At 49.9% G+C, this 12,903-nt stretch carries 11 protein-coding genes; 9 read left to right on the top strand and 2 right to left on the bottom strand.

What is annotated here, in order from left to right; genetic code table 11:
* Positions 1-151 precede the first annotated feature (151 nt).
* The 9 genes from AACR41_RS11410 (at position 152) to AACR41_RS11450 (ending at position 10,314) form a co-directional block, all read left to right on the top strand.
* A complete protein-coding gene (locus tag AACR41_RS11410; protein ID WP_030006515.1) occupies positions 152-1,780 on the top strand; it encodes an NB-ARC domain-containing protein in 1,629 nt (542 codons plus the stop codon).
* A gap of 142 nt (positions 1,781-1,922) precedes the next feature.
* The gene (glpX, locus tag AACR41_RS11415; protein ID WP_012306921.1) at positions 1,923-2,960 is read left to right on the top strand and encodes a class II fructose-bisphosphatase; all 1,038 of its coding nucleotides are present in this window, start codon (positions 1,923-1,925) and stop codon (positions 2,958-2,960) included.
* Between the two features lie 258 nt (positions 2,961-3,218).
* Complete coding sequence (locus AACR41_RS11420) at positions 3,219-4,496, top strand: glutamyl-tRNA reductase (protein WP_030006516.1); 1,278 nt, start codon at positions 3,219-3,221, stop codon at positions 4,494-4,496.
* A gap of 131 nt (positions 4,497-4,627) precedes the next feature.
* Positions 4,628-5,179, top strand: a complete 552-nt coding sequence (gene psbP, locus AACR41_RS11425) for a photosystem II reaction center PsbP (RefSeq protein ID WP_012306923.1) — start codon at positions 4,628-4,630, stop codon at positions 5,177-5,179.
* Positions 5,180-5,285: 106 nt separating this feature from the next.
* Positions 5,286-5,870: a Maf family protein gene (locus AACR41_RS11430; protein WP_030006517.1), complete on the top strand. Its 585-nt coding sequence runs from the start codon at positions 5,286-5,288 to the stop codon at positions 5,868-5,870.
* 178 nt (positions 5,871-6,048) lie between these two features.
* On the top strand, positions 6,049-6,645 hold the full coding sequence (locus AACR41_RS11435; protein WP_030006518.1) for a hypothetical protein: 597 nt from the start codon (positions 6,049-6,051) through the stop codon (positions 6,643-6,645).
* Positions 6,530-8,782 (top strand): hypothetical protein, encoded by a 2,253-nt coding sequence (locus AACR41_RS11440; RefSeq protein ID WP_030006519.1) that lies wholly within the window; start codon positions 6,530-6,532, stop codon positions 8,780-8,782. Before AACR41_RS11435 ends, AACR41_RS11440 begins: the two co-directional genes overlap by 116 nt.
* 53 nt (positions 8,783-8,835) lie before the next feature.
* Positions 8,836-9,600, top strand: a complete 765-nt coding sequence (locus tag AACR41_RS11445) for a hypothetical protein (RefSeq protein ID WP_030006520.1) — start codon at positions 8,836-8,838, stop codon at positions 9,598-9,600.
* Positions 9,601-9,636: 36 nt separating this feature from the next.
* Positions 9,637-10,314, top strand: a complete 678-nt coding sequence (locus tag AACR41_RS11450) for a hypothetical protein (protein WP_152550981.1) — start codon at positions 9,637-9,639, stop codon at positions 10,312-10,314.
* A gap of 34 nt (positions 10,315-10,348) precedes the next feature.
* Here the strand turns inward: AACR41_RS11450 and AACR41_RS11455 are convergent, their stop codons facing one another.
* Together AACR41_RS11455 and thyX are read right to left on the bottom strand one after the other, a co-directional pair.
* A complete protein-coding gene (locus tag AACR41_RS11455) occupies positions 10,349-11,098 on the bottom strand; it encodes a response regulator transcription factor (RefSeq protein WP_012306928.1) in 750 nt (249 codons plus the stop codon).
* Between the two features lie 236 nt (positions 11,099-11,334).
* Positions 11,335-12,879, bottom strand: coding sequence for an FAD-dependent thymidylate synthase (gene thyX, locus AACR41_RS11460; RefSeq protein ID WP_030006522.1), 1,545 nt, complete (start codon positions 12,877-12,879; stop codon positions 11,335-11,337).
* Between the last annotated feature and the right edge of the window lie 24 nt (positions 12,880-12,903).

Here is a 12,903-nt window from a genome sequence, read left to right on the forward strand (position 1 = left end):
ATTTTATTCACAAAGTCATATTATTCACAACTTTTGGTCAAGGACACCAGGAAGGAAAGGAATACAGATAAACTCTTAGATAGTTGCCTTAGTGTGTGGCAGAGCATTGTCCATTGCAGCCGTCACCTAACATTTCATCGAATAACGCCACATGACCAACCTTACGCTTCTTCAGCTTTGTATTTGGCTTAGTCACAAACACGGGGACCCCCTGGATGGACTGCGTCAAGAGCTATTATTACGGGCGTTAGAAGGGTACAAATTAAAAGATATTCAGATCGATGGCTATTCCCACAGCTATGTAAAACGGGTTATTGCTCCGGATCTTTGGAAACGCCTCGGACGTTATTGTAACCAACGGGTGGGGATTCGTTCACTCCAGTTGGCTTTGACCACTAAATATGAGCAGCTCTCGGAACAAGAAAAGGCAGCGGTCGATAAAATCGTGCCCAACGGTATGGCCGCAACGACGGAGTCCCAAGTGCCAGCCCCAACACCACCCCAGTACCAAGGGATTCCGAGAAACAAGAATCATTTTTATAACCAAGAGTCAACCCTGCGCACCCTAGGGCAACGGCTCCAACAAAGGGATATTTCATTAATCTTCGTGCTAGGGGGTGGCGGCCTGGGAAAGACCACCCTTGTCAGCGAAGTGCTCCGGCACCACCCACCACTCCAGGAAAACACGCTCTGGTGTAACCTCAGCGATCGCCTCATGTTTGATCACAATTGGGCTTTGATTCAGCAGGAATGGGCTTTAGAAGAACACCCTGACGGGGCGATCGCCCAACTCCAGAATCATTTGCAACAGCAGCCGAAGATTTTAGTCTTTGACCACTGGGAACTACTCTTTGCCACCGCTTGTCTGTCGGGGAACTATCAACCGCAACACGTAATGTATGTGGAATTTTTAGAGGCGATCGCCCACCAGAGTCTAGCTGGCACCGTTGTCGTGATTTCCCGGGAACATTCCCCCGCCATCGAAGCCTTAGCCACGGATAACCCCAGGGTCACATTGATCACCGTCGAAGGCCTCAGTAATTTAGTCGCCCAGCAAATCCTCCAGGAATATAACCTCCAAGACCCAGAGCTTTGGGCTGATTTGGTCGAGACCTATCGCGGCAACCCCCTCAAGCTCCGGCTAATTGCCACGGGGATTCAAGAATGGTACGGCGGTTCTGTGGCGCAATTTCAAAACCAAGAAACAATTATCGGTGGCAATACCCTACGGGATATCCTCTACAATCTCACCTGCCGCATTAGCAACTCCGAACAGGAAGTGCTCTACTGGCTGATGTTGTGGGGCAAATCCATTACCCTCGAACAACTGCAGGCTAACTTTCATGTAGAAATGCCCTTTGCCAGTGAAGTTTGGGATGCGGTGCGCTCCCTTGACCGACGTTTCCTCCTGGAGAAAAAAGAAAATCATCGCCCCTACTTTGGCCTGCAACCGTCTATCCAGCGTTACCTCGCCCAGGAATTTACCCGGGAATGTTGCCAAGAAATTATCCAGGCGATCGCCACCTTACCCCAAACCCACTTTAATCACCTCAAACATTTCCCCCTCATGCCCCAGGGAGCCGATCCAAATATCCTGACTTCCCCCGTCATTTGCCCGATCCTGAAGGGACTGCAAAATCGTTATCGGGATTTTTCACAAATCCAAGCAAATTTGCGGCGACTTGCCCAAAACACGCCCCCTGCAAACTCCCTCCAGCACGACTATCGCCAAACCAATCTCACCCTTCTATATGAAACCTTAACGACCTATTTTCTCTAGCCCATCCGGAGATATTTAAAGGAAAAACTTTTCTGGGAATCTTCTGAGGCGATCGCCCTTCTCTGATAGACTTTGGGGTGTTTACAAAAAACTAAATGACTGGTGGTTTTGATCAACAGTCGCAGTCTGGAGGATAAAAAGCGTGGAAAGCACCCTCGGTTTAGAAATTATTGAAGTTGTCGAACAAGCGGCGATCGCCTCTGCCAAATGGATGGGGATGGGCGAAAAAGATACCGCCGACCAAGTGGCCGTTGAAGCCATGCGGGAACGGATGAATCAAATTCATATGCGCGGTCGCATCGTTATCGGTGAAGGGGAGCGGGATGATGCCCCCATGCTTTACATCGGTGAAGAAGTCGGTATCTGTACCCGTGAAGATGCCAAAGCCTATTGCAACCCCGATGAACTGATTGAAATTGACATTGCCGTTGACCCCTGTGAAGGCACCAACCTCGTCGCCAATGGTCAACCCGGTTCCATGGCAGTCCTCGCCATTTCCGAAAAAGGCGGTCTGTTCCATGCCCCCGACTACTACATGAAAAAATTGGCCGCGCCCCCAGCCGCCAAAGGGAAAGTTGACATTCGCAAGTCAGCCACCGAAAACATCAAAATTTTGTCTGAGTGCTTAAATCGTAGCCCAGAAGAATTAGTCATCATCGTGATGGATCGCCCCCGTCACAAAGATCTGATCAAAGAAATTCGGGCCACTGGCGCCCGGGTTCGTTTGATTAGCGATGGGGACGTTTCTGCAGCAATTTGTGCTGCCTTTGCTGGGACGAACATCCATGCGCTGATGGGAATTGGGGCCGCTCCAGAAGGGGTGATCAGTGCCGCCGCGATGCGTTGTTTGGGTGGTCACTTCCAAGGGCAACTGATTTACGATCCCGCCGATGTGAATACCCCCGAAAGTGCGGACTGGAATCGCGAAGAAAATATCAAACGCCTCAAGTCCATGGGCGTTGAAGATCCGGACAAGGTTTACGAAGCAGAAGAATTAGCTTCCGGTGAAACGGTTCTGTTTGCGGCCTGTGGGATTACCCCCGGCACCCTCATGGAAGGGGTTCGTCTGTTCCATGGTGGCGCACGCACCCAGTCTCTGGTTATTTCTAGCCAATCCATGACGGCTCGCTTCGTGGATACCATTCACATGTGGGACAACCCCCAAAACATTCAACTCTAGGATCAAACTTGACGGCGATCATTGGAGTTTAATCTGTCTGCAACAAAAGGGCGATCGCCAACGAGGGGTCGCCTTTTTTTCGTGCGCTGTCAGCGATTGGGATGCCGTAAAGTTACATAAATTTTCTTTACAAAACCTTTTGTCCCTAAATGTTCGGAGACTACATTGCATAGGAAGTTAAAAAAATCCTTTAATAGAACTCTGCGCTTCCCTTGGATGTTGGAGCCCTAGAGAGATCAAACCTTTAGAGAAAACCCCATGAATATCGTTGTTGTTGGCCTGAGTCATAAAACAGCCCCCGTCGAAATCCGCGAAAAACTCAGTATTCAAGAAGCGAAAATGGACGAGGCGATCGCCCACCTCAAATCCTACCCCCACGTAGAGGAAGTCGCCGTTATCAGTACCTGTAACCGCCTTGAAATCTATGCCGTCGTGCAGGAAACAGAACAGGGCGTGCGGGAAATTTGCCAATTTCTCGCGGAAACAGGACAACTCCAACTCAACCGCCTGCGCCGTTACCTCTTCACCCTGCTGCACCAAGATGCCATTCGTCATTTATTGCGAGTCGCTGCGGGCCTAGAAAGCCTCGTTCTCGGCGAAGGCCAAATCCTCGCCCAGGTCAAAGCCGCCCACAAACTTGGCCAACAGCACAAAGGTCTGGGCCGCTTACTGGATCGGATGTTCAAACGGGCGATCACTGCCGGGAAACGCGTCCGCAGTGAAACCAACATCGGCACCGGAGCCGTTTCCATTAGCTCCGCCGCCGTGGAATTGGCCCAGATGAAGGTCAAGGATCTTTCCGATCAAAAAATTGCGATTATCGGTGCCGGGAAAATGTCGCGCCTGTTGGTGCAACACCTCGTTTCTAAAGGAGCCGAAGACATCACTATCGTCAACCGTTCCGAACGGGGGGCGCGGGATCTCGCGAAAAAATTCCCCGATGTGGATCTGCAATTAGAACTGTTGCCAGAGATGCTCAATGTTGTTGAACAGGCGGACATTGTCTTTACCAGTACCGGGGCGACGGAACCGATTCTCGACCGGGCAAAACTGGAAAATCTCGATCTTCACACGTTAATTTTGATCGATATTTCTGTGCCCCTTAACGTTGCTGCCGATGTGGAAGAAATCGCCGGCGTGCGTTTATATAATGTGGACGCCCTCAAGGAAGTAGTGGCCCAAAACCAAGCATCCCGCCGCAAAATGGCCGAAGAAGCCGAAGCCCTTTTAGAAGAGGAAGTGGAAAACTATATCCAATGGTGGCAGTCCCTCGAAACCGTTCCGACCATTAGTTCCCTACGCAGCAAAGTCGAAAGCATTCGGGAGCAGGAGCTGGAAAAAGCCCTCTCTCGCCTCGGTGCAGAATTTGAAGAGAAGCACCAGGAAGTCATTGAAACCTTGACCCGGGGGATTGTTAATAAAATTCTCCATGATCCGATGGTGCAACTGCGAGCCCAACAGGATATCGAAGCCCGTCGAGTTTGTCTACAATCGCTGCAGATGCTGTTTAACCTCGAAACGGAAGAGGCGATTTAGCAAGAGCCTAAGGCATTATTAAACCCAATAAATTTCGGTTTGAGCCGGTGTTTTCGCTAGGATGATGAACGCGGAGACTCCGGCTCTGTAAGTTTATTTTTTAATTTCTTTTAAATTTCTGAGGTAAATAAATGCGCCAAAATCGATGGAAAAAGGCGATCGCCAGTTTGTTGATCGTGATTAGTTGTACGTTGGCTGCTTGTGGTGGCGTTGGTAGCCTCCAGGGCTATAGCAATGGCACCTATGGCTATCAGTTTCTTTATCCCAATGGTTGGATTCCCGTTGACGTCAGCAAGAGCGATACTGGCGTAGATGTGGTGTTTCGGGATTTGGTGGAATATTCCGAAAATTTGAGCGTCATTATCAGTGATGTTCCCGCCGATAAAGCCTTAAACGATCTCGGCACCCCCACCGACGTTGGCTATCGGTTCATGAAAGAAGCAAGCCAAAATAGCGATCGCCAACCTGAATTGATCCGGGCCGAAAGCCGCACCGACAAGGGCCAAACCTATTACACCCTCGAATATCGCGTCACCCTCCCTGAAGGTCAAATGCGCCATGACCTCGCCACCGTTGCCGTCAAGCTAGGCAAACTCTATACCTTCAATCTCTCGACCCGCGAAAGCCGTTGGCCCCAAGTGGAGAAACTCTTTAACGCGATGGTCAATTCCTTTAAGGTCTAATTGATGAGCCATATTGAAGCAATATTTTTGACACCTTGATCCGCCAGTGCATCCACCTGGGTATGCTGTAATTGCCTTTGTTTGCGCCGCCTTATCTCAAAACACCATGGAATTTGTCCTTGCGTCCGCTTCCCCAGCCCGTCGTCGTTTACTCCAAGGCATTGGGATCAACCCCATTGTCCACGTGAGTCACTTTGATGAATCCCAAATTCACCATGATGATCCGGCCCAGTTGGTCGAAGCCCTCGCTGCGGCCAAAGCAAAAACCGTGGCCCAACATCGCCAAGATGCTTTAATCCTCGGCTGCGATTCGGTGCTCCATGTCCGGGGCGAAATCCTGGGGAAACCGGCCTCCCCTACTGAGGCGATCGCCCGGTGGCAAACCATGCGGGGCCATTACGGTTTGCTCTACACAGGCCATGCCCTCGTGGATCAAACTCAAAACCAACTACTCGTGCGCCACGGAGTCACCAAAGTCTATTTCGCGGCCATTGACGATGACACCATTGCGGCCTATGTGCGCAGCGGTGAACCCCTACAATGTGCAGGGTGTTTTGCCCTTGAAGGAAAAGGGGGGCTTTTTATCGAAAAAATTGAAGGCTGCCATAGTAATGTTATTGGCTTGAGCCTGCCGCTATTGCGGGAAATGCTGACCCACCTCGGCTATACCGTTCAGCACCTGTGGCCCTAGGATCAGCGGCAATGTCAAACAAATAGGGCAATGTTACATTTACTGGCATTTTACCAACGACATTTTAGGGATGGGATATTCTGAGAAGAAATAACATCCGCTCAGCCATCATCCCCAGGCTTTTATCCATACTGCGCCCCCATTTTTGCGCCAACCCAGTGACCAAGGAGATTCCACCATGTCCTTAAGCGATGAATTTAAGCAAGCCCTCCGCAGCGGCGACCTTTCCAAAGCCTTTACGATGGTGGCGAGTAAGGCAGCAACCCTAAATATTACAACTCGCATTGTCCGTCATCCTGACCAGGGTGAGCCCTACCCTCCCGATACGAGCCTCCATACCCAAGTCGATCTCATTAATGGCACCGTCGAAAATGATGTCGGCGAGGCCGTACTTAATAACGCTCAGTACCAAAATCTCCAGCATTTTCACCAACAGCAGGTTGCCCTGGGTCACCGTAAAATTCAAGAGAATTTCCAGGGTTTGCAGCAGCTATTTCAGTTGCTCGTGACCCTGCAGCAATATGACCGCTTGATGAATGCCGAGGAACCCCTAGACCTGAAATTCCTTGAAATTCCTAACCAAACGCTCATGGCCGCCACGGTTAAGGTTGTTGAGCCTTTTTCAGAAACGCCGCCGGAGAGTGACAAAATTCCCCCTCTTGCCCATAACCCCCCTGCCAACGGTAGCCCCAGAGGCCCCGACCGAATCAGCTGCGGAACCTCAGCCCAGCCTTGTCGCAGAAAAGAACGAGGCGAAGGATCTAGCGGATGCTGATTCTCTCAACTTTTTAGATAATTTTGCGGAAATTGTCCTGGATGAAACGCCAGAGGCGACCCTGACGACCCATGAGGCCCCAGAAATTGAAGATTGGGAAACCCCCGTTGATAGCACGGCGGCAGAACGGGCCAACGGCGATCGCCCCGATGCCTATGTCCCCAATTTGGCAGATTTTGAAGTAGACAGCGATCCCTTCGGAGATGAGGCAGTAGACGATTTAGAATTAGAAGATTTACTCGAAGACCCTGAAACTCCCGTAGCAGAGACAGCGACATCGTTAGAAACCACGGATCTAGATGCGGTCGATGATGAGACTTTATTTGCATTTTTGAATCAGGATTGGCACAATCACCCAGGCGTCACAGAGATCACGTCCCTCGATGGGCCGGAGACAGACCGATTGCCTTTACCTCCCCTTCCGGAAAATTGGTTGGAGCAGGAACTGGCCGCAGAAGCAGAGGCTTTACCTGATCTGGCAGAGTCCGAAGCTAATGATGGTGATAGTGAAGCAGACTTAGGGGACTTCAATGAAACCATCGCTGACTTTGGGGAGGATATTTTCATAGAGGATCTGGCCCTCGGCGAACTCCCGGAAGATGAACTTGGCGATCGCCTAAGCCAAGCCTTCCCGGATGTCACCACCGCCAATTTTGACAGTGACCCGGAAGCCTCATCAGAGTTGACGACAGATGAGGCCTTGCCCAGCGAGGAATTCAGCGAAGAAGAATTAGACTTTACGGACTCTGATTTAGAACGTTTAGAGACTTTGGCCGCCGCTGACTTGGACGATCTTCTGGGGAGTAATGAAGAAACGCTCATTGAAACTACCGAAGCAGATGCGGCGATCGCCCCCGAAGAAACCATTACAGATCACCAAGACCTACCCACGGATCTAGAGGATTTGGACGCCTTTGATTTCAACCTCTTCCCCACAGATTTAGACGAAAATACCCTCGGCCCCTTAAATGCCCCAGACCTTGGCAGTTCAGACTTAGCCCTGGATCTAGAATTAGATGACGACGGAGACCTAGACCTCGATCCCGATGCTTTTGATGCCGATTTTGAGCTTGGGGCGGATCCCTTGGCAACGGCAGATCCCCTAGCCGAGGAAGACTTCGATCTGCCCAGTGATTTTGAGCTTGATCTCGAACCCATTGATCATTCCAACAATATTAGTGATGATTCTGGGTCAGATACCGATTCCCTAGAAGCTCCAGAAGCTCTATCTGAAGAAGATTTTGAGCAATTTGACGATTTTGAGTTTGACCTCGACCAGATGGATCTCTCTGGGGAAATGGCCCTTGATCCCCTCGATGCATCCTTTGATTTAGATCTAGAACAACAAGACTTCACCGAGGATATTCACATCGCCCCTGCTGATCCTGATGCCCCACCAGAATCCACGACGGATTCCGACGCTTGGCTGTCAGAGAGAGCCGACCCAGAGGAAGAAGATGCCGATATCTTTAACCTAGGGGAACTCGATGAGGCAGCACTGCTTGACTTTGATCTCGATCAAGACCATCTCTCCGAACTTGAAATCGAAGCCCTTGATCACCAAGAAAATTCCCACGACTTTGAGGCCAGTGAGTTCAGCAAAGAGACTGTGATTCAGGCAGATTTTCAACAGCCAGATGATCTTAGTCCGCAAGATGCTGCAGCCCTGGATTTTGACGACTTAGACCTTGACCTTGACCCCCAGACTTTACCACCGGAGGGCATGGCCCTTTGGGATGATGATCTTGACCTTACAGCCGATCTCCCTTCCCTAGGAGATGAAAGCAACGGCACCAGCGAGGCCAATCATCACCATGACGCAACAGCCGCCCCGACCAATGATTTCAGCGATGATAGTTGGTTAGAGGAACTTGATCTATCGGGTGAACTAGATCCTAATTTCGATCTTGCCCTTGATGGGGAAAATTCAGCGATAGATATCACCAGCCTTGATAATCTGGATCAAGAAAGTGCCATTGATCTATCCGCCAGCGATGAGGCGATCGCCCCCCTAGGGGATCTAGATTTAGAAGAAGCGCTAGCAGATTTAGAAGAACTGAGTGCCTTTGATAGCAAGGACTTTGATGATTTTGATTTTGGAGACGAGGCGCCTCTTTTTCTAGAAGAAGAGTCCTAGGTGTTACTGCTAACGACGCTCCCAATTGTTTCATCCCACTTTTTTGGTCTCCCATGAATCGTTCTGCTCCCGAAGCCAAATCCCCTCAGCCCCAGCCTGCTGCCATGGACCCATTTATCCAGGCTCTAAATCAGGTTTTTCTGGATGCAACCACCTTAGAGGTCAGTACGATGGTGGTCGATGCCATTGATGGTCAGCGATTCATTCCCCAGGAGGTTTATCAAGATTTGTATTATCTCAGGGAGGATACGCTCAGCCAGCAGCATTATTCCCCCGATTTACAGGCGGCCTACGGCAATTTGCGATCGCAACTGGCGCGACAATACCACGCCCTCCTTAGGGAACCGACACACCCTTTGTATCATGGCGAAAACTCCGGCCCTCTACCCCCACTCCCTAATCCCACGGGCAATGCCCAAGATCAGCGGCAAATTCAAAATCTACTTGGCGATCGCCAATTTCTCTGTTGCCTACGCAAACTAGGAGAACTAAAAATTGCCCTTGACCAACGCAAACGACAGCACCAACAAGCGAAACAGCCCCTCCCCGAAGGCATTATTTACGCGAAAACAATCCTGCAACTGGATGGCACCATTGCGAATACCTACACCGAAGCCCTGATGAGCCATCCCCACTGCACGACAGTCCTCCAGGCCCACCAGCACAATATCCAAACCAGCGAACAGCAATGGCAGGGACTCTTAAGATTTTTTATCAGTCTCATTCAAGGCACGTTCAAACGACAACCCAAACCGAGTTCACAAACGTCCAAAGCCCGACCAAGCCTCCCCAGAGCGCCCCTTGCCAAGCCCCAATAGTTTCCTCTGTCATTTACGCTTTTTGCCCTTCCTCCCGTGACTGTTTCCGCACACCCCTACATCCAACTGGATCAAGAACAGCTAACGCCGCCACCGCAGTCCACACTCTGCCACGGGGTTTTATTTGTGTTGGATCACGATGCCCTTTTGCAGCTCCTAGCGCTCAAAAACCAAGGGCAAACCCTAACGTTTACCGATGAGTTCAACCTCACTTGGCGAAAATATGTGCTTTTTCGAGAAGGTGATTGGCCCCAGGCGTCCCTCTCTTTTCTGTTGCGTTACGAAGGGATCAACGTTTTGAAAACCCAAATTGGACTTGATGGCGGTGTGTTGCACCAAGTGGTAGCGGATCTACTGCCGTCGCCTTCCCTCTATCAACAGTTAGCAGAAATTCAAGGGTGGTTTATTGGGCAATTATTGACGCAATTACCCTGGCGACAACGAAAGTATGGCTTCAGTTATCTTGCCTGGCCCTTGGCGATCGCCTTTGTATTCATCTCTGTGATCTTGGGTTGGTCAACGCTGATGATGCAACCCCTACTGTGGATCCTCGTTCCCATCGTCTTGGGTCTGCTCGGCTGGGGATTGCAGACCTTATTACGACAATGGCGATATCCCCTAAAACGCTGGTTGCTCTCCCAGGTACTTTATGGCCGCTTTGCCCAGCGCGATCGCCTTAGAAATTGGGGACTCCGCTGGCTCCATTACCTTTGATCGCTGATCAATTAACGCCAAAGCAAACTTGGGCCTAGGAGTTCATTGGCTCCGAGACCTGAGTTGTCTCCCCGTGGTTTACCCGCGACGGCAACTCCAGGCAGTAACCCGCCCCATAAACCGTTTTGATGTACTGGGGACGACGGGGCTCCGGCTCTAACTTCGTGCGCAGGTGGCGAACGTGCACCCGGATGGTCTCAATATCATCGGAAGGATCATAACCCCACACTTCCTTGAGGATTTCGCTGGGAGAAATGGTCTGGCCGTGACGTTGCAGGAGACAGTGGAGTAATTCAAATTCAAGGTGAGTCAACTTGATGGTCTGATCAAACCAAATCGCCTCGAATCGCTCTGGGATTAATGTTAACGGGCCGTAGTTCAAAATTTCTGTGTGTTTGGCGGCCTGGGGAATGCGATCGCTCCGTCGCAATAAAGCCCGCACCCGCACCAACATTTCTTCGACTTCAAAGGGCTTCGTGAGGTAATCATCAGCCCCGGCATTAAAGCCATCCACCTTATCTTGGGTCTGTCCCAGGGCGGTTAACATCAAAATGGGGATATCTGCTGTGCGTTCTTCCCGCCGGATCCGTTGACAAACGGTAAACCCGTCCACTTTCGGCAACATCAGATCCAGCATGACCAAATCGGGTTGTAGCTGCACCGCCAATGCCTGACCTTTAATACCGTCTTCGGCACGACTGACGTCATAACCCGCCATTTCAAGGTTTATCGCAACCAATTCGGCGATCGCCGGATCATCATCAATAATTAAAATTCGAGGCATCACAACCAAGCTAAAGCAACTGCTTCTATCTTAAAAGGAAAATTCAAAAGGATTAAGGAATTTTCACAAAATTCCCCGGTCATGACAATCAAAATTTATGGATAATCGGCCTTATTCTTTGATTTTCAAAGGTTTCATCCACTCGATCTATTTAGAAAGAACATTACAGATTACCAAGCAATGTTAACTTTTGCGTAAATTTATCGGCACTCAGCCTCAAAAATCTAAAGAAAATCTTAAGGCGACAAGCGTGCTTTTTGGGCGCGATTCTTATGGTACCAAGCTGCAATTTCTGGACACCAAGTTTCAAAGTGAACAAATAATAATTCACAAAGTTGTTGGGCTTCTAGTTGGGCGTCTTTTTTCCAACGCAAATCTAACAAATGCATCAGCGATCGCACATTACAACTCATAACAAAGTGTTGCCGTGCATCAAAAGGAATCAAACTCCGAGCGTGCTCCTCTGCCAAGCCTTCTTCAATCCGTTGCCGATAGCGATCGCAGGCAGCCAGACACCATTCCTTATCCGCCTGGCGTTGTTCTTCTGAGTAAAAATATTTTTTCCCTTGACGATTGTCATACTTACCCACAGGCCGCAGGTAAAAGACCTCTTCTACGTCCCGCTTGCCTTCTGCAACGTCAATAATCCGCTGTCCTGTATAGCGGAAAGAATTGTGCACAACAACACCATTCGCCACAAAATTATGCCAAGGCCCTTGTACTTCCAGATCGTAGGTGGGCTGGATCCCAAGATATTCCACGGCAACCACCTTCACCGGATGCGCTTTTAAGCGGGGACCGCTATCTTTTGACTCGATCTGAAAACGAAGGAGCTTTTGTGAACATACTCGATCATTACGACGAGAATTATTAACGACAATCTCTAGATGCTGTCGATGACCCGCAGGAAGTTTTAATTGAAATTTCTTGGCCCAATGGCGAATCACGTCTGGGGAGCAGTCACAAATAATAGCAATTTGCTGAGCTGTTAACCCTTGTTTTACCTGTGCGGCTAACCAAGATTGCTGACTGTAGAGAGCATCGGGACGGACAACGCCGTTGGTCATGACTTCACAGGTTTTTGTCACTGCTAGGACTTGATGATCTTCATCGGTCATTAAACCCAGAGCTTCTCCCATACGTTGCCAGCCTTGGGTCGTGTAGAGACGATGATTAACGGTGCAGTCAAGGGTTTTTCCATCGGCTAAGGTCAGGCGATAAACGGGCTGCTCACCGCTACTCATTACATCTTGGAGATGGCCAATTTCAAAATTACCAGTGTCCTCATTCAGCACCCTTAGTGACATTTTTCGCAAGCGAGTTTTGCAGTCGCGGCGGTAAAAGCCCGGTTGTTCACCTTTGCGACCACGAATTTTGCGTTCCCGTATGGCTTTTTCTCCGTTGTGCCAGAGGTCATGGAGATCGCTAATTTTAATTTTGCGGAGAGATCCAGAGGCTTGAACAAAGGTGATTTCTGTATCTCCGGCGAGGCACTGTACATCAAAGGAGACGCCCACGCGATGAGTCCGGATTTGCTGCATCATCGAGTGGGGAAAATAGCCCACATTAAAAACAATCTGGGGATGTTCCAGGGGGCCATAGTGACCGCGACCACCCGCCAAAAGATGTTTGACAATTAACTCCCCCGCTTTTTGTTCGTCTGGAAAATTACTCTGTTGTTCCCACACAAATTCCTCGCAGTAGTCCTGGTGCATGGCACTCCAGATGGTTTGTTGGGGGTTGGGGGTAGAGCGGAGCACTTCAACGCGAAATTTATCCATGACAATTCAAACTCAGGAGCAAAT

It is taken from the genome of Picosynechococcus sp. NKBG042902 (assembly GCF_963864045.1).
GTDB lineage: Bacteria > Cyanobacteriota > Cyanobacteriia > Cyanobacteriales > MRBY01 > MRBY01.

Bases quoted from the DNA above. Each gene is read 5' to 3' on its own strand.
- AACR41_RS11410 (WP_030006515.1), top strand. From the start codon at position 152: ATGACCAACCTTACGCTTCTTCAGCTTTGTATTTGGCTTAGTCACAAA.
- AACR41_RS11420 (WP_030006516.1), top strand. From the start codon at position 3,219: ATGAATATCGTTGTTGTTGGCCTGAGTCATAAAACAGCCCCCGTCGAA.
- psbP (WP_012306923.1), top strand. From the start codon at position 4,628: ATGCGCCAAAATCGATGGAAAAAGGCGATCGCCAGTTTGTTGATCGTG.
- AACR41_RS11430 (WP_030006517.1), top strand. From the start codon at position 5,286: ATGGAATTTGTCCTTGCGTCCGCTTCCCCAGCCCGTCGTCGTTTACTC.
- AACR41_RS11435 (WP_030006518.1), top strand. From the start codon at position 6,049: ATGTCCTTAAGCGATGAATTTAAGCAAGCCCTCCGCAGCGGCGACCTT.
- AACR41_RS11445 (WP_030006520.1), top strand. From the start codon at position 8,836: ATGAATCGTTCTGCTCCCGAAGCCAAATCCCCTCAGCCCCAGCCTGCT.
- AACR41_RS11455 (WP_012306928.1), bottom strand. From the start codon at position 11,098: ATGCCTCGAATTTTAATTATTGATGATGATCCGGCGATCGCCGAATTG.
- thyX (WP_030006522.1), bottom strand. From the start codon at position 12,879: ATGGATAAATTTCGCGTTGAAGTGCTCCGCTCTACCCCCAACCCCCAA.